The 22,306-nt window shown below is 68.8% G+C and carries 20 protein-coding genes; 12 read left to right on the forward strand and 8 right to left on the reverse strand.

Annotation, left to right across the window (positions count from 1 at the left end; genetic code table 11):
* Positions 1-5 precede the first annotated feature (5 nt).
* The 8 genes from sucB (at position 6) to B840_RS08485 (ending at position 11,094) form a co-directional block, all read left to right on the forward strand.
* Complete coding sequence (gene sucB, locus B840_RS08450; protein WP_042621790.1) at positions 6-2,105, forward strand: 2-oxoglutarate dehydrogenase, E2 component, dihydrolipoamide succinyltransferase; 2,100 nt, start codon at positions 6-8, stop codon at positions 2,103-2,105.
* Between the two features lie 131 nt (positions 2,106-2,236).
* Positions 2,237-5,125, forward strand: coding sequence for an aminomethyl-transferring glycine dehydrogenase (gene gcvP, locus B840_RS08455; protein ID WP_042621791.1), 2,889 nt, complete (start codon positions 2,237-2,239; stop codon positions 5,123-5,125).
* 2 nt (positions 5,126-5,127) lie between these two features.
* Positions 5,128-6,231 (forward strand): glycine cleavage system aminomethyltransferase GcvT, encoded by a 1,104-nt coding sequence (gene gcvT / locus B840_RS08460; protein WP_042621792.1) that lies wholly within the window; start codon positions 5,128-5,130, stop codon positions 6,229-6,231.
* 42 nt (positions 6,232-6,273) lie between these two features.
* Positions 6,274-6,663 carry a glycine cleavage system protein GcvH gene (gene gcvH / locus B840_RS08465; protein ID WP_042621793.1) on the forward strand — a complete coding sequence of 130 codons (390 nt, stop codon included), beginning with the start codon at positions 6,274-6,276 and terminating at the stop codon, positions 6,661-6,663.
* Between the two features lie 30 nt (positions 6,664-6,693).
* Positions 6,694-7,458 carry a lipoyl(octanoyl) transferase LipB gene (lipB, locus tag B840_RS08470; RefSeq protein ID WP_042621794.1) on the forward strand — a complete coding sequence of 255 codons (765 nt, stop codon included), beginning with the start codon at positions 6,694-6,696 and terminating at the stop codon, positions 7,456-7,458.
* A 43-nt stretch (positions 7,459-7,501) separates the two neighbouring features.
* Positions 7,502-8,545, forward strand: coding sequence for a lipoyl synthase (lipA, locus tag B840_RS08475; RefSeq protein WP_042621795.1), 1,044 nt, complete (start codon positions 7,502-7,504; stop codon positions 8,543-8,545).
* Positions 8,546-8,578: 33 nt separating this feature from the next.
* Positions 8,579-9,367 (forward strand): DUF4191 domain-containing protein, encoded by a 789-nt coding sequence (locus B840_RS08480; RefSeq protein ID WP_042621796.1) that lies wholly within the window; start codon positions 8,579-8,581, stop codon positions 9,365-9,367.
* 107 nt (positions 9,368-9,474) lie between these two features.
* Positions 9,475-11,094 carry an aspartate:alanine exchanger family transporter gene (locus B840_RS08485; protein WP_042621797.1) on the forward strand — a complete coding sequence of 540 codons (1,620 nt, stop codon included), beginning with the start codon at positions 9,475-9,477 and terminating at the stop codon, positions 11,092-11,094.
* Here the strand turns inward: B840_RS08485 and B840_RS08490 are convergent.
* Positions 11,091-11,567 carry an RDD family protein gene (locus tag B840_RS08490; RefSeq protein ID WP_042621798.1) on the reverse strand — a complete coding sequence of 159 codons (477 nt, stop codon included), beginning with the start codon at positions 11,565-11,567 and terminating at the stop codon, positions 11,091-11,093. The two genes, B840_RS08485 and B840_RS08490, sit on opposite strands and share 4 nt — an antisense overlap.
* A 177-nt stretch (positions 11,568-11,744) precedes the next feature.
* Between B840_RS08490 and glnA (B840_RS08495) the strand changes: the two genes are divergently transcribed.
* Complete coding sequence (gene glnA / locus B840_RS08495; protein WP_042621799.1) at positions 11,745-13,181, forward strand: type I glutamate--ammonia ligase; 1,437 nt, start codon at positions 11,745-11,747, stop codon at positions 13,179-13,181.
* A gap of 42 nt (positions 13,182-13,223) precedes the next feature.
* On the opposite strand, the gene B840_RS08500 is transcribed toward glnA (B840_RS08495), so the two are convergent.
* The 3 genes from B840_RS08500 to B840_RS08505 are packed head-to-tail and all read right to left on the reverse strand — an operon-like array spanning position 13,224 to position 14,873.
* Positions 13,224-14,084: an SGNH/GDSL hydrolase family protein gene (locus tag B840_RS08500; protein ID WP_042621800.1), complete on the reverse strand. Its 861-nt coding sequence runs from the start codon at positions 14,082-14,084 to the stop codon at positions 13,224-13,226.
* A gap of 30 nt (positions 14,085-14,114) precedes the next feature.
* Positions 14,115-14,258, reverse strand: coding sequence for a hypothetical protein (locus B840_RS13505; protein WP_156971875.1), 144 nt, complete (start codon positions 14,256-14,258; stop codon positions 14,115-14,117).
* Positions 14,259-14,315: 57 nt separating this feature from the next.
* The gene (locus tag B840_RS08505; protein ID WP_042621801.1) at positions 14,316-14,873 is read right to left on the reverse strand and encodes an NADPH-dependent FMN reductase; all 558 of its coding nucleotides are present in this window, start codon (positions 14,871-14,873) and stop codon (positions 14,316-14,318) included.
* Between the two features lie 141 nt (positions 14,874-15,014).
* Here B840_RS08505 and B840_RS08510 point away from each other — a divergent pair, with 141 nt between their 5' ends.
* Complete coding sequence (locus B840_RS08510; RefSeq protein WP_042621802.1) at positions 15,015-15,833, forward strand: DUF1206 domain-containing protein; 819 nt, start codon at positions 15,015-15,017, stop codon at positions 15,831-15,833.
* Here the strand turns inward: B840_RS08510 and B840_RS08515 are convergent, their stop codons facing one another.
* From B840_RS08515 to B840_RS08525, 3 genes are read right to left on the reverse strand one after another with little or no spacing between them, the layout of a single operon-like run.
* Positions 15,834-16,595, reverse strand: coding sequence for a metal ABC transporter ATP-binding protein (locus tag B840_RS08515; RefSeq protein WP_042621803.1), 762 nt, complete (start codon positions 16,593-16,595; stop codon positions 15,834-15,836).
* Positions 16,592-17,446 (reverse strand): metal ABC transporter permease, encoded by an 855-nt coding sequence (locus B840_RS08520; protein WP_211255104.1) that lies wholly within the window; start codon positions 17,444-17,446, stop codon positions 16,592-16,594. Before B840_RS08520 ends, B840_RS08515 begins: the two co-directional genes overlap by 4 nt.
* Before the next feature lie 26 nt (positions 17,447-17,472).
* Complete coding sequence (locus B840_RS08525; RefSeq protein ID WP_042621804.1) at positions 17,473-18,471, reverse strand: metal ABC transporter substrate-binding protein; 999 nt, start codon at positions 18,469-18,471, stop codon at positions 17,473-17,475.
* Between the two features lie 538 nt (positions 18,472-19,009).
* Here B840_RS08525 and B840_RS08530 point away from each other — a divergent pair.
* Both B840_RS08530 and glnA (B840_RS08535) read left to right on the forward strand, forming a co-directional pair.
* The gene (locus B840_RS08530) at positions 19,010-20,107 is read left to right on the forward strand and encodes an ornithine cyclodeaminase family protein (protein WP_229676608.1); all 1,098 of its coding nucleotides are present in this window, start codon (positions 19,010-19,012) and stop codon (positions 20,105-20,107) included.
* A 31-nt stretch (positions 20,108-20,138) separates the two neighbouring features.
* The gene (gene glnA, locus B840_RS08535; protein WP_042621806.1) at positions 20,139-21,575 is read left to right on the forward strand and encodes a type I glutamate--ammonia ligase; all 1,437 of its coding nucleotides are present in this window, start codon (positions 20,139-20,141) and stop codon (positions 21,573-21,575) included.
* A 7-nt stretch (positions 21,576-21,582) separates the two neighbouring features.
* Here the strand turns inward: glnA (B840_RS08535) and B840_RS08540 are convergent, their stop codons facing one another.
* A complete protein-coding gene (locus B840_RS08540; protein WP_042621807.1) occupies positions 21,583-22,305 on the reverse strand; it encodes a VIT1/CCC1 transporter family protein in 723 nt (240 codons plus the stop codon).
* Position 22,306: the final 1 nt, after the last annotated feature.

Here is a 22,306-nt window from a genome sequence, read left to right on the forward strand (position 1 = left end):
TAAACATGGCGTTCTCCGTAGAGATGCCCGAACTGGGCGAATCCGTCACCGAAGGCACCATCACCCAGTGGCTGAAGCAGGTCGGCGACCGCGTCGAGGTCGACGAGCCGCTGCTCGAGGTCTCCACCGACAAGGTCGACACCGAGATCCCCTCCCCCGTCGCCGGCGTGCTGCTGGAGATCCGTGCGGAGGAGGACGACACCGTCGACGTCGGCGCTGTGATCGCAGTCGTCGGCGAGGAGGGTGACGCCCCGGCCGAGGACTCCGGCGAGGCTGAAGCTGAGGCCGCCGAGGAGGCTGAAGCACCGGCTGAAGAGCCGGAGGAGGAACCTGAAGCTGCTCCGAAGGCCGCTCCGAAGGCTGCTTCGGGCAAGGCTACCGACGTGGAGATGCCGGAGCTGGGCGAGTCCGTCACCGAGGGCACCATCACCCAGTGGCTGAAGTCCGTCGGCGACACCGTCGAGGTCGACGAGCCGCTGCTCGAGGTCTCCACCGACAAGGTCGACACCGAGATCCCCTCCCCCGTGTCCGGCACCCTGCTGGAGATCCTCGCCGAAGAAGACGACACCGTCGACGTCGGCGCCGTGATCGCACGCGTCGGTGACGCCGACGCCGCGGCAGACGAGGCCGGGGAAGACGAAGCCGAGGACGTCCCCTCGGAGGAGGCCATCGAAGAGGCCGAGTCCAAGGACGAGAACGAGACCGTCGAAGAGGCCGCACCGGCCGCCGGGTCCGACGACTCCGGCGCCGAGGGCGAGTCCACCGACGTGGAGATGCCGGAGCTGGGCGAGTCCGTCACCGAGGGCACCATCACCCAGTGGCTGAAGTCCGTCGGCGACACCGTCGAGGTCGACGAGCCGCTGCTCGAGGTCTCCACCGACAAGGTCGACACCGAGATCCCCTCCCCCGTGTCCGGCACCCTGCTGGAGATCCTCGCCGAAGAAGACGACACCGTCGACGTCGGCGCCGTGATCGCACGCGTCGGTTCCGGCGCCGCCAAGAAGGCTGAGCCGAAGAAGGAAGCTCCGAAGGCCGAGGAGAAAAAGCCCGAGCCGAAGAAGGAAGCTCCCAAGGCCGAGGAGAAAAAGCCCGAGCCGAAGAAGCCCGAGCCGAAGAAGGAAGCTCCCAAGGCTGAGGAGAAGAAGCCCGAGCCGAAGAAGGTCAACAACGACAACGTCCCCTACGTCACCCCGCTGGTGCGCAAGCTCGCCGACAAGCACGGCATCGACCTGAGCACCGTCGAGGGCACCGGCGTCGGCGGCCGCATCCGCAAGCAGGATGTCCTGGCCGCGGCCGAGGGTGGCGCTGCCGCTGCACCGGCCGCCGCAGAGAAGGGCGAGCGGGCGAACTGGTCCACCAAGTCCGTGGATCCGGAGAAGGCCGAGCTGATCGGTACCACCCAGAAGGTCAACCGCATCCGCGAGATCACCGCCGCCAAGATGGTCGAGTCGCTGCAGACCACCGCACAGCTGACCCATGTCCAGGAAGTTGACATGACCCGCATCGCGGAGCTGCGCAAGGAGGTCAAGCAGGCGTTCGTGGAGAAGCACGGCTCCAACCCGACCTACCTGGTCTTCATCGTCAAGGCGGTCGCCGAGGCGCTGGTCTCCCACCCGAACGTCAACGCTTCCTACAACGCGGAGACCAAGGAGATGACCTTCCACGCGGACGTCAACATCGGCATCGCCGTGGACACCCCGCAGGGCCTGCTGGTCCCGGTCATCAAGAAGGCCCAGGAGAAGACCCTGCCGGAGATCGCCGCCGCGATCGTCGACCTGGCGGAGCGCGCGCGCAACCGTAAGCTGCGCCCGGACGACCTCTCCGGCGGCACCTTCACGGTGACCAACATCGGTTCCGAGGGCGCCCTGCTGGACACCCCGGTGCTCACCCCGCCGCAGGCCGGCATCCTGGGCACCGCGGCCATCGAGAAGCGTCCGGTCGTCGTCACCGACGACGGCGTCGACTCGATCGCCATCCGCCAGATGTGCTACCTGCCGTTCACCTACGACCACCAGGTCGTCGACGGCGCCGACGCGGGTCGTTTCATCACCACCGTCAAGGATCGCCTGGAGACCGCGGACTTCCAGTCCGACCTGGGTCTCTAGCCCTCCCCGCGGTGAGCTGACCGCCGTCCGACCATCCTGGTCGGGCGGCGGTTCTGCGTTCCCCGCCCCCGGTGGCTTCTTCCGGCCATATAATCGGGGGACCTGCCCCCGCACCGAGGAGTCGCTTCCGCATGGCACTGACTGACATCACCGATCCCGCGTCCTACCTGGCACGGCACACCGGCCCTGATTCTGCGGAGGAGCAGGTGATGCTGAAGACCGTCGGTTACTCCTCGCTCGACGAGCTCGTCGACGCGGTGCTGCCCGCCGACATCCGCGTCACCGCCCCGCCGCAGACCGGCGCACCCCTGTCGGAGACCGCCGCGCAGGCGCGCCTGCGCGAGTACGCCGAACAGAACGTGGTGCTCAAGGCGTTCTACGGCCAGGGTTTCTCCGACACGATCACCCCGCCCGTCATCCGGCGCGGCGTGGTGGAGGACGCCGGCTGGTACACGGCCTACACCCCGTACCAGCCGGAGATCTCCCAGGGCCGGCTCGAGGCACTGCTGACGTTCCAGACGATGGTCGAGGAACTGACGGGGCTGCCCATCGCGAACGCCTCGCTGCTGGACGAGGCCTCGGCCGTGGCGGAGGCCGTCGGCCTGATGGCCCGCGCGAAGAAGAAGGGGCGCCGGGTGCTGCTGGACGCCCGCCTGCACCCGCAGGTCCTGGGTGTGGCCGCCGAGCGTGCCCGCGCCATCGACCTGGAGGTGGAGATCACCGACCTGTCCACGGAACTGGTCGGCGAGGACCTGTGCGGCGTCGTCATCGCGTACCCGGGCACGGACGGCGGGCTGAGCAACCCGGCGCGGATCATCGCGGCGATCCATGACCGGGGTGGTCTGGCCACGGTGGTCACCGACCCCCTGTCGCTGCTGCTGCTGGAGTCCCCCGGTGAGCTGGGCGCCGACATCGCGGTGGGCAACTCCCAGCGCTTCGGCGTGCCGATGTTCTACGGCGGCCCGCACGCCGCGTACATGGCCGTCACCGACGCCCTGAAGCGTCAGCTGCCCGGCCGCCTGGTCGGGGTGTCGGTCGACGCGGAGGGGGCGCCCGCGTACCGGCTGGCGCTGCAGACCCGCGAGCAGCACATCCGTCGTGAGCGTGCGACCTCGAACATCTGCACCGCGCAGGCGCTGCTGGCGGTGACTGCGGCGATGTACGCGGTCTACCACGGGCCCGCGGGGCTCAAGGCCATCGCGGAGCGCGTGCACGGCCTGGCCGCCTCCTTCGCCGCCACGGTGCGGGCGGGCGGGGCAGAGGTGCTCCACGACGCCTTCTTCGACACCGTCGCCGTGAAGGTGCCGGGCGGGGCGCAGGGGGTCGTCGACAAGCTCGCGGAGGCGGGATACCTGGTGCGCGCCATCAACGGCGACACGGTGGGCGTCTCCTTCGGCGAGTCGGCGACGGAGGGGGACGTCGAGAAGCTCGCGTCCGCTTTCGGCGACGGGCAGGTGCAGGAGGGGGCGACGGCGATCCCCGGGGACCTGGCGCGCACGACCCCGACGCTGACGCACGAGATCTTCCACACCATGCACTCCGAGACCCAGATGATGCGCTACCTGCGCACCCTGGGCGACAAGGATCTGGCGCTGGACCGCACGATGATTCCGCTGGGTTCGTGCACGATGAAGCTCAACCCGACGGCGGGCATGGAGACGATCACGTGGCCGGAGTTCGCGAACATCCACCCCTACGCGCCCGATGAGCAGGCCCGGGGTTGGATCGCGCTCATCGAGGAACTCGAGGGGTGGCTCGCCGAGCTGACCGGCTACGCGAAGGTGTCCGTGCAGCCGAACGCCGGCTCCCAGGGCGAGCTCGCGGGCCTGCTGGCCATCCGCCGCTACCACGTGGCCAACGGCGACATGGAACGCGACATCTGCCTGGTCCCGGCCTCGGCGCACGGCACGAACGCTGCGTCGGCGACGCTGGCGAACCTCCGCGTGGTGGTGGTCGCCACCGCCGGGGACGGTTCCATCGACCTCGCCGACCTGGACGCGAAGCTGGCGCAGCACGGGCGCAACGTCGCGGCGATCATGATCACCTACCCCTCCACCCACGGCGTGTTCGAGGAGACGGTGCGCGAGGTGTGCGGCAAGGTCCACGACGTCGGCGGGCAGGTCTACATCGACGGCGCAAACATGAACGCGTTGACCGGCCTCGCCCAGCCGGGCCGGTTCGGCGGCGACGTCTCGCACCTCAACCTGCACAAGACCTTCACCATCCCGCACGGCGGCGGCGGGCCGGGCGTCGGCCCCGTGGCGGTGGCGGAACACCTCATTCCCTTCCTGCCGACCGACCCTGCTCTCGCGGACGCCACCCGGCCGGTCGACGAAGGCGCGGGCGTGCCCATCTCCTCCACGAAGTACGGCTCCGCCGGCGTGCTGCCGATCTCCTGGTCCTACATCGCGATGATGGGGTCGGAGGGTCTCGCGCGCGCCACGGCGAGCGCCGTCCTCGGGGCGAACTACCTCGCCCGCGAGCTGCAGGAGTCCTTCCCGGTGCTCTACACCGGCAAGAACGGCCTGGTCGCCCACGAGTGCATCTTCGACCTGCGGGACCTGACGGAGCAGTCCGGGGTCACCGCCGCGGACGTGGCCAAGCGCCTCATCGACTACGGCTTCCACGCCCCCACCCTGTCCTTCCCCGTCTCGGGCACCCTCATGGTCGAGCCCACCGAGTCGGAGGATCTGGCCGAACTGGACCGCTTCATCGAGGCGATGCGGGCCATCCGGGCCGAGATCCAGGAGATCATCGACGGCCGCGTCGCCTACGGGGATTCCGTCCTGCGCCACGCCCCCTACACCGCGTGGAGCGTTTCCCGCGGGGAGTGGGACCACGCCTTCACCCGGGAACAGGCCGCGTGGCCGGTCCCGGGCCTGCGGCGGGTGAAGTACTTCCCGCCGGTGCGTCGCCTCGACGAGGCCTACGGCGACCGCAACCTGGTGTGCTCCTGCCCGCCGCCGGAGGCCTTCGACCTCGCCCACCGCTCCGATTCCGACGCCACCGAGGAGAACTGACCGTGTCCGACTTTCGACGAAGCCCCCTGCACGACCGCCACGAGGCGCTGGGCGCCGCGTTCACCCCCTTCGGGCCCTGGGAGATGCCGCTCAAGTACGGCAACGAGCTCGACGAGCACCGCGCCGTGCGCACCGCGGCGGGTCTTTTCGACCTGTCCCACATGGGCGAGATCCGGGTGACCGGGCCGGACGCTGCCGCGTACCTGGACCACACATTCATCTCCACCCTGTCGACCATGCCGCAGCACAAGGCGAAGTACACCATGCTCGTGGACGAGGACGGCGGCATCCTCGACGACCTCATCATCTACCGCCTGGGCGAGGCCGAATTCCTGGTCGTCCCGAACGCCGGGAACACGGACGTGGTGTGGGGTGCCATGCAGGCCCGCGCGGAAGGCCGCGACGTGACCCTGGCCAACGAATCCCTGGACTCCGCCCTCGTCGCCGTCCAGGGCCCGCGGGCGGAGGAGATCCTCCTGTCCGTGGTGTCCGATCAGGACCGCGCGACGGTCGCCGACATGAAGTACTACACCTGCGCCCCCGTCGACGTCCTCGGCGAGGAGGTCCTCTGCGCCCGCACCGGATACACCGGCGAGGACGGCTTCGAGCTGATCACCTCCAACGCCCACGCCCCCGCAGTCTGGGACGCCCTCCTGGAAGCCGGGCGGGGGCACGGGATCCAGCCGGCCGGCCTGGCCGCCCGCGACTCCCTGCGCCTGGAGGCCGGGATGCCCCTGTACGGCAACGAGCTCACCCGCGACATCACACCCGTCGAGGCGGGCATGTCCGCGGTGATCCAGAAGAAGGCGGTCCCCTTCGTGGGCGGCGCGGCCCTCGTCGACCGCGAGCCGTCGGAGTACATCATCGGCATGCGCGGGCTGGGCCGCCGGGCCGCGCGCTCCGGCGCGGAGGTCTACCTGGACGACGAGCTCATCGGGCACGTCACCTCCGGGCAGCCCTCCCCCACCCTCGGTTACCCGATCGCCCTGGCTCTGCTGCGCACCGACGTCACCGGGGAGGGTGTGGAACTCCAGGTGGACATCCGCGGCAAGCGGCATCCCTTCGAGATCGTCGCAACCCCCTTCTACAAGCGCCCCCAGCGCTAGAATCACCCACTGACACACCCTCTACCGGAAGGCCCGATCATCATGTCTGCCCTGCCCGAGAACTACTCCTACTCCGAGGACCACGAGTGGATCGACTCCGCCCCCGAGGCCGCCGCCGGCACCACCGTGAAGGTGGGCATCACCTCCGTGGCCACCGAGCGCCTCGGTGAGGTCGTCTTCGCCGAGCTGCCCGAGGTCGGCGACACCGTCACCGCCGGAGAGCCCTGCGGCGAGGTGGAGTCCACGAAGTCGGTCTCAGACCTCTACGCCCCGGTCACCGGCACCGTCACCGAGGTCAACGACGCGATCCACGACGACTACGCCGTGGTCAACTCCGACCCCTTCGGCGCGGGCTGGCTCTTCGCCGTGGAGGTCGACGAGGTGGGCCCCCTCATGACGGCCGCGGAGTACGCCGCCGCCAACGGCATCTGACGTGCCGGCCGGGGTACCCTGTACCCCATTATGAGTGCACCGCGTGAGCCCTTCTTCCCCGCCGACCGTTCGATCCGCGCCGATGAGGCCCCCCTGGAGATCCGTCACCTGGGTCTGGTGGACTACCAGCAGGCCTGGGATCTGCAGGCGGAACTAGCCGCGCGGCGCGCAGCGGACGAGATCGGCGATCAGGTGCTCGTCCTGGAGCACCCGAGCGTCTACACCGCGGGCAAACGCACCCAGCCGGAGGACCGCCCCACCAACGGCCAGCCCGTCGTGGACGTGGACCGCGGCGGGCGCATCACCTGGCACGGGGAGGGCCAGCTGGTGGCCTACCCCATCATCAAACTGGCCGACCCCGTCGACGTGGTCGACTACGTCCGCCGCCTCGAGGAGGCGTTGATCGAGACGGTGCGCAACGTCGGGGTCGATGAGGCGGGGCGTATTAACGGCCGCTCCGGCGTCTGGGTCCCCGCCTCCGGCACCCGCCGCGACCGCAAGCTGGCAGCCCTGGGCATCCGCATCACGCGCGGCGTGACCATGCACGGCCTGGCACTGAACTGCAGCAACACCCTCGAGTTCTACGAACACATCGTGGCCTGCGGCATCGACGACGCCGACGTGTCCACCCTCAGCCTCGAGCTGGACCGCGAGGTCACCGTCGAGGAGATGACGACGCCGCTTATCGACGCCCTCGACGCCGCCCTCGCCGGCCGGCTCAAGGTCGCCGACCACACTTTCGCGGAGGCGCCGGACCCGACGAAGGGTCTGCCGCGGGTGCCACGCCAGGGCTGACCTGGACTTTCCCGCCTATCAACAAAAAGAGTAGGGTGAGGGCGTGACTATCGCACCTGAAGGACGCAAGCTGCTGCGGGTGGAGAAACGCAACGCGCAGACCCCCATCGAGACCAAGCCGCGGTGGATCCGCAACGCGGTGAAGACAGGCCCCGAGTACGAGGACATGAAGAAGAAGGTGGCCGGCGCTTCGCTGCACACCGTCTGCCAGGAGGCCGGCTGCCCCAACATCCACGAATGCTGGGAATCCCGTGAGGCCACGTTCCTCATCGGCGGAGCGAACTGCTCCCGCCGATGCGACTTCTGCCAGATCAACTCCGCGAAGCCCGACCCCCTCGACCGGGACGAGCCGCGCCGCGTGGCCGAGTCCGTCCGGGAGATGAATCTGAACTACTCCACCATCACCGGCGTGACCCGTGACGACCTCGAGGACGAGGGCGCCTGGCTCTACGCCGAGGTCGTCCGCCAGATCCACGAGCTCAACCCGAACACCGGCGTGGAGAACCTGGTCCCCGACTTCTCCGGCCGGCCGGAGCTTCTGGCCGAGGTCTTCGAGTCCCGCCCGGAGGTCTTCGCCCACAACGTGGAGACCGTGCCGCGCATCTTCAAGCGCATCCGCCCGGCCTTCCGTTACGAGCGTTCCCTCGACGTGATCCGCCAGGCCCGCGACTTCGGGCTGATCACCAAGTCGAACCTCATCCTGGGCATGGGCGAGACCCCGGAGGAGATCCGTGAGTCGCTCACCGACCTGCACTCCGCGGGCTGCGACATCATCACCATCACCCAGTACCTGCGCCCCGGCCCGATGTACCACCCGATCGACCGGTGGGTGAAACCGGAGGAGTTCGTCGAGCACAAGGAGTTCGCCGAGGAGCTCGGTTTCGGCGCAGTCATGTCCGGCCCGCTGGTGCGCTCCTCTTACCGTGCCGGCCGCCTCTACTCGGAGGCCATGGCCGCCCGCGGCCTGACCGTCCCGGAGAACCTCAAGCACCTGGCCGAGACGTCCCAGGGCAGCACCGACCAGGAGGCCACGACCCTGCTGGCCAAGTACGGCCCCTCCCAGGACACACCGGTCACCTCACGTTAGGCGCATGTCACCGGCTGGCCTAAAGTAGAGGCCATGGCAGACGACAAGCAGAAGGCGGCCGCCAAGGCCGCGAAGTCCGAGGAGAGGGCCGCAAAGCGGGCCAAGCGCAAGCAGACGTGGAGCCAGTTCTGGCAGGCCTTCAACTTGCAGCGCAAGCAGGACAAGAAGCTCCTGCCGCTGATGATCCTGTCGATCGTCGGCGTGGCCGCGCTCTTCTTCCTCATCGGTCTGATCTGGGGCGGGCAGTGGTACATGCTCCCCCTGGGCATCGGCCTGGGCATCGTCCTGGCGATGTACATCTTCTCCCGCCGGCTCGAGACCTCGATGTACGACCGCGTCGGTGACCAGCCCGGAGCCGCCGGCTGGGCGCTCGACAACCTGCGTAACACCGTCGGCATCGTGTGGCACTCCAAGCAGGGCGTGGCCATGAACCGCTCGCTGAGCGCCATCGTCCACCGCGTGGTGGGCAACCCGGGTGTGGTCCTCGTCGCCGAGGGCAGCCCGACGGCAGCCAAGGAGCTGGTGAACCAGCAGAAGCGCCGCCTCGACCGCCTGGCGGGCGACGTGCCGGTCTACGAGGTCTACGTCGGCGACGGCGAGGGCCAGGTTCCCCTGAAGAACCTGCAGCGCGAGCTGCTCAAGCTGCCCCGCAACTACAAGAAGAACGAGGTCTACGCGGTCAACGCCCGGATCGAGTCGGTGGACTCCATCGGTTCCTCCGCCCCGGGCGCCGGCCTTCCGAAGGGCCCCATGCCGAAGGGCGGGAACCTTTCGGGCATGAACCGCCGGATGCGCCGCGCCAGCGAGCGCCGCTCGAAGTAGCGGCCTCCCCGCCTGCCAGTCCCCGCGATCCCGCGCACCTTCCCCGAGGTGCGCGGGATTTCGTGCTTCTACGGCTGCCCGGGGGGCGCGTCTGGCACGATGATCAGGTGACCATCTTCGTGGAGAATCCCCTACTCGCCCTGCTGCTCATCATGGCGGTGGGTCTGTTCATCGGCCGGATCAGGGTGTTCGGCTTCCAGCTCGGGGTCGCCGCGGTCCTCTTCGTCGGCCTGGTGATGGCCGCCGTCGAGCCGGCGATCCAGATCCCCCCGCTCATCTACGTCGTGGGCCTGTCCCTGTTCGTCTACACGATCGGCCTGGAGTCCGGGCACGACTTCTTCGCCACCTTCCGGAGCAAGGGCCTGCGCAACAACGCCCTGGCGGTCGGCATCTTCCTCGCCGTCACCGCCGCCGCCTTCGGGCTGGTCAAGCTCTTCGACATCGGCGCCGTCACCGGCGCGGGGCTGTTCACCGGAGCGTTGACCAACACCCCGGCGATGGCCGCGGTCGTGGATGCGCTGCCCTCGCTGATCACGGACGCCGGGGAACTGCGCACGGCGGAGTCCCTGCCGCTGGTCGCCTACTCCCTGACGTACCCGTTGGGCGTGATCATCGTCATCCTGGCGATCGCCGTGACGGCCAAGGCCTTCAAGGTCGACCACCGGCAGGAGGCCATCGACCACGGGGTGGCCGTGCATGAGCTCTACACCCGGCGCATCCTGGTCCGACGGGAGGACCTGGGCGCGATCGTCGAGCTGCCGGAGGACCTGGGCCTGGAGGTCATCGTGTCCCGCCTGGAGCGCGAAGGCACGCAGCGCCTGCCGGGCCGCAGCGCGTGGGCGAAGAAGGGCGACGTCCTGTCGGTGGTGGGCACCGCCGAGGAGCTCGACCGGGCGGCTGAGCTCATCGGCGAGGCGCTGCCCGGCGAACCCGCCCACGGCCACGACCTGGACTACCGGCGCATCTTCGTCTCCAACGAGGACCTCGTGGGCATCCCCCTGTCGCGGCTGCGCCCCCAGCTCTCCGGGCTGCTGATCACCCGGGTCCGCCGCGGCGACCACGACATGGTGGCCACCCCGGAGACGATCCTGCAGCTGGGCGACCGGGTGCGCGTCGTCGCCGCGCACGACCGCATGGGCAAGGTGACCCGCCTGTTCGGCGATTCTTATCGACGCCTCTCCGACGTCAACCTCCTGCCGCTCGTCGCGGGCCTGACGATCGGCGTGGCCGTCGGCCTGATCGCCCTTCCCCTGCCCGGTGGCGCGACCCTCAAGCTGGGCAGCGCCGGCGGCCCGCTCGTGGTGGCCTTGATCCTCGGCGCGTTGGGGCGCACCGGCCGGATCGTCTGGCAGGTGCCCTACGGCGCGAACCTGGCGCTGCGCCAGATCGGCATCACCCTGTTCCTCGCGGCAATCGGCACAACCGCCGGCGCCGGGTTCCGGGCGGCGCTGTCCGACCCGACGTCCTTGACGATCATCGGCGTCGGAGCGCTGGTCACCCTCCTGATCTCGGTGCTGGTGCTGGTGGTCGGCCACAAGGTGATGCACCTGTCCTTCGGCGAGACCGCCGGCATCCTCGCCGGTATGCAGACCCACCCCGCGGTCCTGTCCTACGTCAACGACGTCACCCGCAACGATCTGCCCGGCCAGGGGTACACGTCCGTGTACCCGGTGTCCATGGTGGCGAAGATCCTCCTCGCCCAGGTCCTGCTCTTCCTGTTGATCTAGCCGCGGATGACGGCGGTGCCGGTGGCGCGGTCGTGGAGTCCGCGGCCGTCGGAATCCACCATCGCGGCCGGAAGGATCAGCGAGGTCAGGACGGTGCGCAGGGCGGCGCGCCAGAGGCCCACCTTGGCCCCGCCGGCGTCGATGCGCGCGATGCCCATCCCGAGGACCATGTGGCCCGGGGTGCGGGCGAAGAGCCAGCCGGTGACGATGCCGAGGGCCATCCAGAAGAGGAGCGTGACCGTGGGGGTGGAACCGAGGAAGTCGGTGAAGCGGACGAAGACTCCGGCCAGCAGCCAGCAGAGGAGCCAGTCGATGGTCACCGCCCCGGCGCGCCGGCCCACCGACGCCAGGGCGCCCGGTCCGGACTCCGGGAGCCCGAGTTTCTCGCCGGGCCAGCGGCCGGGGGCGTAGGGGTCGTCGTGTTCACCGGGAATCTGGGGGCCGTCGAGCCAGCTGCGCTTGGGGTTCGCCATACACTAGAGACTAGCCGGGGGTTCTGGGGCGGAGAAAACGTGATTCACATTTCACCTTTTGATAGCTCGACAGGTAATGGTCTAACATGGTCGCCAGGTACCCAGGATGTCCTGAACCCACCTGTAGGCTTAAGCGAGATACCGCCCGACTGAGCGTCAACCCCACTAGGAGTCATCGTGGCATTCCAGACCACCGAAGATGTCGTCAAGTTCATCAAGGACGAAAAGGTCGAGTTCGTCGACGTCCGGTTCACGGACGTCCCCGGCACCGAACACCACTTCACCATCCCGGCCTCGATGTTCGACGAGGAGGCGGCGGAAGAGGGCCTCGCATTCGACGGCTCCTCCATCCGCGGCTTCACCACCATCGACGAATCCGACATGAACCTGCTCCCGGACATCGCCACCGCGAAGATCGACCCCTTCCGTGAGGCCAAGACGCTGAACATCAAGTTCTTCGTCCACGACCCCTTCACCCGCGAGCCCTTCTCCCGCGACCCGCGCAACGTGGCCCGCAAGGCGGAGGAGTACCTGGCCTCCACCGGCATCGCCGACGCCTGCTTCTTCGGCGCCGAGGCGGAGTTCTACCTCTTCGACTCCGTCCGCTTCCAGACCGACATCAACTCCGGTTTCTACGAGGTCGACTCCGACGAGGGCTGGTGGAACCGCGGCGCCGAAGGGCGTCTCGACGGCCGCCCCAACCTCGGCTACACCAACCGCGTCAAGGGCGGCTACTTCCCGGTCCCGCCGTACGACCAGTCCGTGGACATCCGCGACGAGATGGTCCGCCACCTGAGCAACGCCGGCTACCAGATCGAGCGCTTCCACCACGAGGTGGGCACCGGCGGCCAGCAGGAGATCAACTACCGCTTCAACACCCTGCTCCACGCGGCGGACGACCTGCAGTCCTTCAAGTACATCGTGAAGAACACCGCCTTCGCCAACGGCAAGACCGCCACCTTCATGCCCAAGCCGCTCGCCGGCGACAACGGCTCCGGCATGCACGCCCACCAGTCCCTGTGGAAGGACGGCAAGCCGCTGTTCCACGACGAGTCCGGCTACGCCGGCCTGTCCGACATGGCCCGCTACTACATCGGCGGCATCCTGCACCACGCCGGCGCGGTCCTCGCGTTCACCAATGCGACGCTGAACTCCTACCACCGGCTGGTCCCGGGCTTCGAGGCACCGATCAACCTGGTGTACTCCCAGCGCAACCGCTCCGCCGCGATCCGCATCCCGATCACCGGCTCCAACCCCAAGGCCAAGCGCATCGAGTTCCGCGCACCGGACCCGTCCGGCAACCCCTACTTCGGCTTCGCCGCGATGATGCTCGCCGGCCTGGACGGCATCAAGAACCGCATCGAGCCGATGGCCCCGGTGGACAAGGACCTCTACGAGCTCCCGCCGGAGGAAGCCGCCGCCATCCCGCAGGCGCCCACCTCCCTCGAGGCCTCCCTGGCGGCCCTGCAGGCCGACAGCGACTTCCTCACCGAGGGCGACGTCTTCACCGAGGACCTCATCGAGGCCTACGTCAAGCTCAAGTACGACAACGAGATCTCCCCGGCCCGGCTGCGCCCGACGCCGCTGGAGTTCGAGATGTACTACGACTGCTAACAGACCTGCGTAGAGCCCTCTCCGTCCATGACGGAGGGGGCTCTACAGCTTCTCCAGCACCGCGTCCGCCATGACCGCCTGGCCGGCTGGGGTGGGATGCATCGGGAACGCGCCCGTCTCCGAACCGAGGAAATCCACCCAACGATCCCCCGGTGCCGCGCACCCGGTGTGGTTCTCCGCAGCTTCCGGTAGGACGATCTCGGCGCCGTGGCGTTCAGCGGCCTCGGCGGCGATGCGATTGACTTCATCGGTGAGCGAAACCACCCACGCACGGTCGGCATCGCCGAGCAGCTCCACCTCGGTGCAGCGATCTCCCGGTGCGAGAAGCGGCAGATAACCGGTGGCGATCACGCGGGCGCCGCCGGAGCGCTCCTCGATGGCCCGGTACACCTCATCCAGCTGCGCCGGGAGCCCGGTCATGCGCGCGGCAACGGACTCCTTCCACGCCGCGGCGCAATCCGACTCCCGGCCGGCGAGCATGGCCGTGAGGAAACAGCCGGCGATGTCGCCGAAACCGATGTCGTTTCCGCCGATGGAGAGCGTCACCAGTTCCGTGGAATCCGTGAGCGCGTCGAGCTGCGCGGGAATGGTTCCGGAGCCGGTGTGCCGGGGCCGCAGGAGATCGGCGGTGACAGCCCCCTGGCAGGTGGCGTCGCGGCCGGTGACGCGGGCGTCGGCAAGCACGCCGGCCGGATAGTTGTCGCTGGAGCGCAGGCAGTGATCGGGTCCGGTGGTGTCGGCGGATGTGCCGCCCAGGGCGGCGTAGGAGTCGCCCAGGGCGACGTAGTCCCGGGCGACCTGGACGGGCGCCGACACGTCGACGGGGGCGGGAACGGCGGAGCCGCAAGCGGCCAATCCGAGAGAGGCGAGGACGACGGGGGCGGATGCCAGGGCGCTTCTCATCACACTCCACACACTAACGCCGCCGCTGGTTCAGCGGTATCCGGGCAACGGCTCCAGCGTCGTGCCCGGGTCGCGGAGCACGGCCGCCACGCGGGCGATGACCTCCCCGTACCAGTCCGCGGGGTCGGGGATGCCCACCCACATGCCGACGATCTCCGGCCCCCCCGCAGACAACGCGCAGCCCCGCACCGGAGCAGTTCCGGTGCGGGGCTGTTGCGTGTGCGGCAGGGCTTAGGCGTTGACGGAAACCTTCTCGTCGACCTTGACCAGCTCCTCGGCGACGGCCGCGAGCAGCTCGGCGGTGGTGTCGTTCGGGGCGAACTGGAAGTCGACGAAGTGCTCGTCGAAGACGAGGCTGGCCTGGGCCTCCAGCGGCTGCATGCCGACGTTGGCGACCACGTCGCGCCAGTGGTTGACCGCGCGGACTCCGCCGCCGCCGCCGTAGGAAAGGAAGCCGACCGGCTTACCCTCCCACTCCACCTTGAGGAGGTCGAAGGCGTTCTTCATGGTGCCCGGCATGGAGGCGTTGTACTCCGGGGTGACGAAGATGTAGCCGTCGAAAGCCTTGATGGTCTCGGACCAGGCGATGGTCTTCGGCTCTTCGTAGACGCCGGCCGCCATGATGGGCGGGGTGGCTGCGGTGAGCTGGTCGAGGTCCTGCTCAGCCAGGTCGATGAGCTCGTAGGTGTGGCCGTCGCCGCGGGACTGGAGCTGGCCGAGGGCCCACTCGCCGATGGTGCGGCCGTGGCGGCCGTTGCGGATGGAACCGACGAACACTGCGATCTTCATGTTTTCTTTGTCTCCTCTGATTTTTGATGTCATGGCCACACTAGCCATATATTGTAGATGCGTCAACATGTAAGTGTCCACATGTGTCACGATCCTTCATTACGGTGGTCCGGTGACCGGGCACACGGTTGAATGGGGGGCATGGACACGGGAAGTGCGCGCAGCGCAACACAGAAGGCCCACAACACCGCCGACCGGGCCGGGGACCATCCCGCGCTGACCACCCTCGCCCGGGGAGGGTTCATCGTCCTGGGCATCCTGCACATCATCATCGGCTGGATCGCCGTCCAGATCGCCCGCGGTTCGAGCAGCGAGGAGGCGTCGAACTCGGGGGCGCTGGAGACGATCGCCCAGGCCCCGGGCGGGCAGATCGCCCTGTGGGCCGCGGTGCTCGCCCTGGCGGCCCTCGCGTTGTGGCGCCTGACCCAGCTTTTCACGGGAGAGGACGCCAAGGCCAAGGCCAAGGGCGGCGTGATGACCGTGGTCTACCTGTCGCTGGCCGTCACGACAGCCACCTTCGCGGCCGGCGGCACCACCTCGGACGGAGAGACCGCCACTGACGTGACGGCCCGCGTCCTGGCCCAACCCTGGGGCGCGGTGCTGGTGATCATCGGCGGCCTGGTCGTGCTCGGCGTCGGCCTGTACAGTGTCGCGCGCGGCGTGACCAGAAGCTTCAAGAAGGACCTGGAAGCTGGCGCCGGATCAGGCGAGGTGGGTTCCGCCATCATCGCCGCCGGGACGGTCGGCTACATCGCCCGCGGCATCGCGTTCGCGGTGCTCGGCGTGCTCATCGTGTGGGCCGGCTGGGCGAACGACCCGGAGGAGGCGGGGGGCCTCGACGCCGCGCTGCGCGCCCTCGGGGAGCAGCCCGCCGGAAGCGTGCTGCTGCTCGTCGTGGGCGCGGGGGTGGCCCTCTACGGGGTGTACTCGCTGGCCCGGGCCCGCTACGTGAAGATGTAGCTAGCACTCCTCGCGCGGGCTGTCGATGAAGATGCCGCCCGGTTCGTGCAGTTCACCGAGGTTGTAGGCCTCGCGCAGATTCGCCTCCGTGAGCACCTGCGCCGGGGGCCCGTAGGCCACCACCCGCCCGGCCATGAGGACGACGTGGTCCGCCGCCCGCGCCTCGTCCAGGTCGTGGGTGGTGTGGACGACGGTGCGTCCCGCATGGGTCTCGTCGTGGATGATCTCGTCGATGATCCGCGCGGAGACGATGTCCAGGCCGGTGAGCGGCTCGTCGAGAAGCAGGACGTCGTGGTCCTGGGCCATTCCCTGCGCGACGTAGACGCGCTGGCGCTGGCCGCCGGACAGCTCGTCCAGGTGGCGCCGGGCCAGGGCGGTGACGTTCAGCCGCTCCATGACCTCTTCCACCCTGTGCCTGTCCCCCGCCCGGAAACGGCCGAACCAGCCCGTCGAGGGGTAGCGGCCCATGTGCACGACCTCACGGACGGACAGGGGCACGCCCTCCGGGTAGGTGACGGACTGCATGACGTAGCTGACGCGGCGTCGTGAGGCGAGCGCCGTGCCACCCAGGACGCTGAGCTCGCCGGACTGTGGTTCGATGAGCCCGCCGAGCGCGTGCAGCAGCGTCGACTTGCCCGAGCCGTTGGGCCCGATGATGGCCGTGAGCTTCCCCTGCGGGATGCTCACGTCAGAGGGGCGCACCGCGACGACCCGCTCGTAACCGAGCTGCAGCTGCTTTCCGACGGCGAAGTTCCCGCTCATGCCACCACCTCCTGGCGCACCACGGTGCCCCGGAAGCGGCGGCGCAGGTGCTGGACCTCCATGATGACCAGGAACGCGGCGATGGGCACGAGCGCCATGGTGGCGGCGGCGGCCGTCCCCAGGTGGAAGGACAGGATCAGCCCGATGAACACGGCGGATGCGCCGATGGCGGCGGAGACCACGATCATGGTGGGGATCGACCGGGTCAGCAGGGCCGCGGTGGCCGGCGGGGCCACCAGGAGGCTGAACACCAGCATGGTGCCCACGGCCTGGAAGCTGCCGATCACGCTGGTGGCGATGAGCACGAGGAGCAGGGCGTGCGTCAGCTTCGGACGCATGCCCAGCGACTCCGCCTTGACCGGGGAGAAGGACAGCGCCAGCAGCGGACGGTAGAGCAGGAGCGAACCGGCGATGACGACGACCGCGAGGATCGCCTGCTGCCCGATGGCCTCCCACGACACACCCAGGGCGTCGCCGAAGAGGATGCTGGTCAGCGAGCCGCTGTAGGAGTCGGAGCGGGAGATGATGACCACGCCCAGCGCCATCATGCCCACGAATAGCAGGCCGATGGCGGTGTCCTCCTTGAGGTGCGTGTGCCGGTGGATCACCTCCACCGCACCGACCATGAAGGCCGCCGCGACGGCCGCGCCCAGGAGGGGGTTGAAGTCGAAGACGACGGCCGCGGCGATGCCGGGCAGGACGCCGTGGACGAAGGCGTCGCCGAAAAAGCTCATGCCGCGAAGCACCAGCCACACGCCGACGGTGGCGCTCATCACCGCGGCGATGAGCCCGCCAATGAGGGCCCGCTGCTGGAAGCCCAGCAGGAACGGGTCAAGTATCCAGTCGATCACGAATTAACTGTAGTCCCCTTCTGGGATCAGGCCAGGGCGTCGACGATGAGACGCGCGTTCTCGCGCATCATGCCCTGGTAGTCGGCCGCCGGGGAACCCTCCGGGCCGACGGAGCCGACGTGGAGGGGGACGACCTTCACCTCCTCGCCGACCTCGGCGGCGAGCGCGTCGACGAGCCCCGGGTTGACCGCCGAGTTGGAGAAGATCGCGGGCACGCCTTCTCCCTCGATCACCCCGGCCAGGCGGGCCAGGTCCTGGGAGGAGGGCTGGGCCTCCGTGGATCCGCCCGGCACGACGACCCCCACGGAGCGGAAGCCGTAGGCGTCGTTGAAGTAGCCGAAGGAGTCGTGGTCGGTGATCAGCGCGCGGCGGTCCCCGGGGACGACAGCCAGGGCCTCGCGGAGTTCCGCGTCCAGCGCGGTCAGCTCCCCGGCGACCTCGGCGCCGCACTCGGACCATGAGGCGTCACCGGTCTGCTCGGCGACCTTGTCGCCGATCTGCCCGGCCGCGTCGGCCATGCGGGCGGCGTCGAGCCAGAAGTGCGGGTCGAGGTCGCCGTGCCCGTGCTCGTCCTCCTCCGCGTGGGCGGCGTGCTCCTCCGCGGTCTCCCCTTCGTGGCCGGGCTCCTCCTCCCCGAAGGGCAGCGGGTCGATCTTTTCCGCGACGTGGAAGACCTCGGTGCCGTCCTCCTCGACCTGGTCGAGGGAGGCGTCGAGACCGCCCTCGAGCCCCAGGCCGTTGGCGATGACGAGGTCCGCCTTGACCATGTCGGCGACCTGGGACGAGGAAGCGGAGAAGTCGTGCGGGTCCGCCCCGGCCGGCATGAGAGTGGTGGAGGCGCCCCCGGCGCAGGCGGCGATCTGGGAGGTGACGCTGCCCAGCGGGGTGGTGGTGACGACGAGGGAAATATCCCCGGGCCCGGCATTGTTGCCGCTGTTGTCTGCCCCGTCCGTACCATCGGCCGAGCAGGCGGACAGGGTCAGGGCGGCGGTGGCCGAGAGGGCGATGGCGATACTGGCCCGCATGGCGGAACCTCCTGGAATGTTGTTGAAAACCTAATGAAAACCATTATCAACAGTACTCCGATCCCGCGGGCCGGACAACTCTTCCGCAGACCCCGGCCGGCCGCAGCGGGCGGCCGGAGGGCCGGTCCCGCGCGAGATGCCGGGCCCCGACCACTTCGCGCACGCGACAGGCCCGGGCACCGTCGCGAAGCGGGCCGCCGAAGCTCTCGGCCAGCCCCGTTCAGGGGTGACGGCCAGCCACGGGCCGGACATCCCCATACTTCGGCTTCTCACCTTGCCGTATTCCGTCCCGCGTCCCCGATTAATCGGCCGGGATCCACCTCGCACACGAAATCCGCAGGTTTTACTTATGTAGCGTGGAAGGCGAAGGCATCACCGCATAAGATGCGCCATGGGTTTTAGGGCGGTCCCGGTCTTCATGGCCCGGCCACGTCGGCGGGCCCGGGAGCGTCATTGGAACCCCTTGAGAAAGGTATATGTGAGCTCCCCGTACGCAGACGCACCCCGTATTGACACCCTCTGGCTCTCCGAGGACGACATGATCCAGGCCGGCGTGACCGACTCCGCCGCCTGCGTGGAGACGATGGAGGAGACCCTCATCCTGCTCGCCGACGGCGACTACCGGATGGCGGGAGCCTCCGCGAACTCCCACGGCGCGCAGATCAACTTCCCCGCGGAACCCGCCCACGAGGGGATGCCCGCTGACGGCCCCGACCGCCGTTTCATGGCGATGCCCGCCTACCTCGGCGGACGCTTCCAGTCGGCCGGCGTGAAGTGGTACGGCTCGAACACGGAGAACCGCAACCACGAGCTGCCGCGTTCCATCCACGTGTTCGTGCTCAACGACGCCGTCACCGGAGCCCCGAAGGCCATCATGTCGGCGAACCTGCTGTCGGCGTACCGCACCGGCGCCGTGCCGGGCGTGGGCGTCAAGCACCTCGCCGTGGAAAACGCCGAGACCGTGGGCATCATCGGCCCCGGCGTGATGAGCCGCACCATCTTCGCCTCCGCCCTCTCCCAGCGGCCGGGCATCCGGCGCGTGAAGATCAAGGGCCGTTCCGAAGGTTCCACCCGACGCGTGGCCGAGGAGCTGCGGGCGAAGTACCCGGAGATCGAGGTCGAGGTCGTCGATTCCGAGAAGGCCGCGATCGAGGGCTCCGACATCCTCATCGCCGGCACCTCCACCTCCCCGGACGGGCCTTCCGGCTTCCCGTACTTCAAGCGGGAGTGGATCAAGCCGGGCGCGCTCATCCTGTGCCCCGCCGCCGCGCGTTTCGACGACGACTTCATCGCCTCCGACGACGCCAACCTCGTCGTCGACTACACGGGCCTGTACGGCGAGTGGTTCAACGAGAACGGCCCCGACATCACCTACGAGCAGCTGCTGGGCATCCCCGGCAACCGCTGGTGGGACATGACCGCCGAAGGAACCCTGGCCAAAGACCACCTGGTCAACATCGGCGACATCGCCGCCGGGCGCGCCCTGGGCCGGGTCGACGACGAGCAGATCTTCATCTACTCCATCGGCGGCATGCCCGTCGAGGACGTCGCCTGGGCCTACGACGTGTACCACAACGCCCTCGAACAGGGCATCGGCACCAGCCTCAACCTCTGGCACACCCCCGCACTGACCTAACATCCCCTACCCAGGAGCCCTGACACCCGTCGTGTCTTTCACAACCACCACTGACCTGATCACGTACCTGCGCGATGAGGAGGTGGAATACCTGGACATCCGGTTCACGGACGTCCCTGGCATTGAGCACGCACTGACTGTCCCCGCCTCCGCCCTCACCGAGGAATCGGCGGCGGAGGGCTTCGCCTTCGACGGTTCGTCGATCGCGGGTTTCACCTCCGTCGACGAGTCGGATATGACACTCATGCCGGACGTCTCGACCGCCTACCTCGACCCTTTCCGGCGCCGGAAGACGGTGAACATGCAGTTCTTCGTCCACGACCCGTTCACCCGGGAGCCCTTCTCCCGCGACCCGCGCAACATCGCCCGCAAGGCCGAGGAGTACATGCGGGCCAGCGGCATCGCCGACGAGTGCTTCATCGGCGCGGAGGCCGAGTTCTTCGTCTTCGACTCCGTGCGCTACTCCACCGACGTCAACCGTGCCTTCCACGAGGTCGACTCCGACGAGGGCTGGTGGAACTCGGACGCCAAGACGATGATCGACGGATCCCCCAACCTGGGCAACAAGATCCGCGTCAACGACGGATACTTCCCCACCGCCCCCTACGACAAGACCATCCCGGTGCGCGACGAGATCGCCCACAACCTCTCCCAGGTCGGCTTCGAGATCGAGCGTTTCCACCACGAGGTCTCCACCGGCGGCATCCAGGAGGTCAACTACAAGTTCAACACCCTCCTGCACGCGGCGGACGACCTGCAGAAGTTCAAGTACATCGTGAAGAACACCGCCGACGAGCACGGCAAGGTGGCGACCTTCATGCCGAAACCGCTTCTCGACGACGGCGGTTGCGGCATGCACGCCCACCAGTCCCTGTGGAAGGACGGCAAGCCGCTGTTCTACGACGAGGAGGGCTACGCCGGACTGTCGGACATGGCCCGCCACTACATCGGCGGCCTGCTCGCGCACGCCCCGGCGGTGCTCGCCTTCACCAACCCGACCGTGAACTCCTACCGCCGCCTCTACTCCGGTTTCGAGGCCCCGGTGAACCTGGTGTATTCCCAGCGCAACCGCTCGGCCGCCATCCGCATCCCGGTCACCGGACCCTCGCCGAAGGCCAAGCGCATCGAGTTCCGCGCACCGGACCCCTCCGGCAACCCGTACCTGGGTTTCGCCGCGCAGCTGCTCGCGGGCCTCGACGGCATCAAGAACCGCATCGAGCCGGGCGAACCGGTGGACAAGGACCTCTACGAGCTGGAGCCCGAGGAGGCCGCGAAGGTCCCCCGCGTCCCGCATTCCCTGGAGAACGCCCTCTATGCGCTGGAGAACGACCACGACTTCCTCACCGAGGGCGACGTGTTCACCGAGGACCTCATCGAGTCCTACATCGCGCTGAAGTACGACAACGAGATCAACCCGCTTCGCCAGGGCCCCACCCCGAAGGAGTTCGAGCTCTACTTCAACTGCTGACCCTGCCCTACCCCGCGGCGCCGAACAGCGCGCCCGCGAAGTAGGTCAGGGCCAGGCCCGCGGCGCCGCCGACCACCAGGCGCAGACTGGCCCGGAGCCGGGAGGTTCCGGCCAGCGCCGCGGAGATGAACCCTGTGAGCAGCAGGGCGATGAGGGTCACCACGGTGACGGTCACCGGGGCCCATTCCGCCGGCACGAGGAGCACCGCGATCAGCGGCAGCGCCGCGCCGAGGGTGAAGGCGACAGCCGAGGAGACCGCGGCCGCGACCGGGCTGGTCAGCTCCTCCGCCTCGATCCCCAGCTCGAGCTGCAGGTGGGCGGGCAGGGCGTCCTTCTGGTGGATCTCTGTGGCCGCCTGCGCGGCGGTCGCGTCGCTGATGCCGTAACCGGCGAGAATGCCCGCGAGTTCGGCGAGCTCCGCCGCCGGGTCCTCCGCCAGCTCGGTGCGCTCCTTCGCGACGAGCATCCGCTCCGAATCGCGCTGGGCCGAGACCGAGACGTACTCGCCCAGCGCCATGGAGACGGCACCCGCGATCAGGGATGCCACACCCGCCGCGAGGACCGCCCCCTCCCCCGCGCCCGCGGCGATGACGCCGAGCAGAAGCGCCGCGACGGACACGATGCCGTCGTTCGCGCCGAGGACGCCCGCGCGCAGCCAGTTGAGCTTCGATCCGTGGCCTGCGCCGTGGGGTTCGTTCGCGTGCCCTGCCAGGGCGGCTGAGAAGGTCATG

Source organism: Corynebacterium marinum DSM 44953, assembly GCF_000835165.1.
Classification (GTDB): Bacteria; Actinomycetota; Actinomycetes; order Mycobacteriales; family Mycobacteriaceae; genus Corynebacterium; species Corynebacterium marinum.

Coding starts and splice junctions, on each gene's coding strand:
- sucB (WP_042621790.1), top strand. CDS start 6: ATGGCGTTCTCCGTAGAGATGCCCGAACTGGGCGAATCCGTCACCGAA.
- gcvP (WP_042621791.1), top strand. CDS start 2,237: ATGGCACTGACTGACATCACCGATCCCGCGTCCTACCTGGCACGGCAC.
- gcvH (WP_042621793.1), top strand. CDS start 6,274: ATGTCTGCCCTGCCCGAGAACTACTCCTACTCCGAGGACCACGAGTGG.
- lipB (WP_042621794.1), top strand. CDS start 6,694: ATGAGTGCACCGCGTGAGCCCTTCTTCCCCGCCGACCGTTCGATCCGC.
- B840_RS08480 (WP_042621796.1), top strand. CDS start 8,579: ATGGCAGACGACAAGCAGAAGGCGGCCGCCAAGGCCGCGAAGTCCGAG.
- B840_RS08490 (WP_042621798.1), bottom strand. CDS start 11,567: ATGGCGAACCCCAAGCGCAGCTGGCTCGACGGCCCCCAGATTCCCGGT.
- B840_RS08500 (WP_042621800.1), bottom strand. CDS start 14,084: ATGAGAAGCGCCCTGGCATCCGCCCCCGTCGTCCTCGCCTCTCTCGGA.
- B840_RS08505 (WP_042621801.1), bottom strand. CDS start 14,873: ATGAAGATCGCAGTGTTCGTCGGTTCCATCCGCAACGGCCGCCACGGC.
- B840_RS08510 (WP_042621802.1), top strand. CDS start 15,015: ATGGACACGGGAAGTGCGCGCAGCGCAACACAGAAGGCCCACAACACC.
- B840_RS08515 (WP_042621803.1), bottom strand. CDS start 16,595: ATGAGCGGGAACTTCGCCGTCGGAAAGCAGCTGCAGCTCGGTTACGAG.
- B840_RS08525 (WP_042621804.1), bottom strand. CDS start 18,471: ATGCGGGCCAGTATCGCCATCGCCCTCTCGGCCACCGCCGCCCTGACC.
- B840_RS08530 (WP_229676608.1), top strand. CDS start 19,010: ATGATCCAGGCCGGCGTGACCGACTCCGCCGCCTGCGTGGAGACGATG.
- B840_RS08540 (WP_042621807.1), bottom strand. CDS start 22,305: ATGACCTTCTCAGCCGCCCTGGCAGGGCACGCGAACGAACCCCACGGC.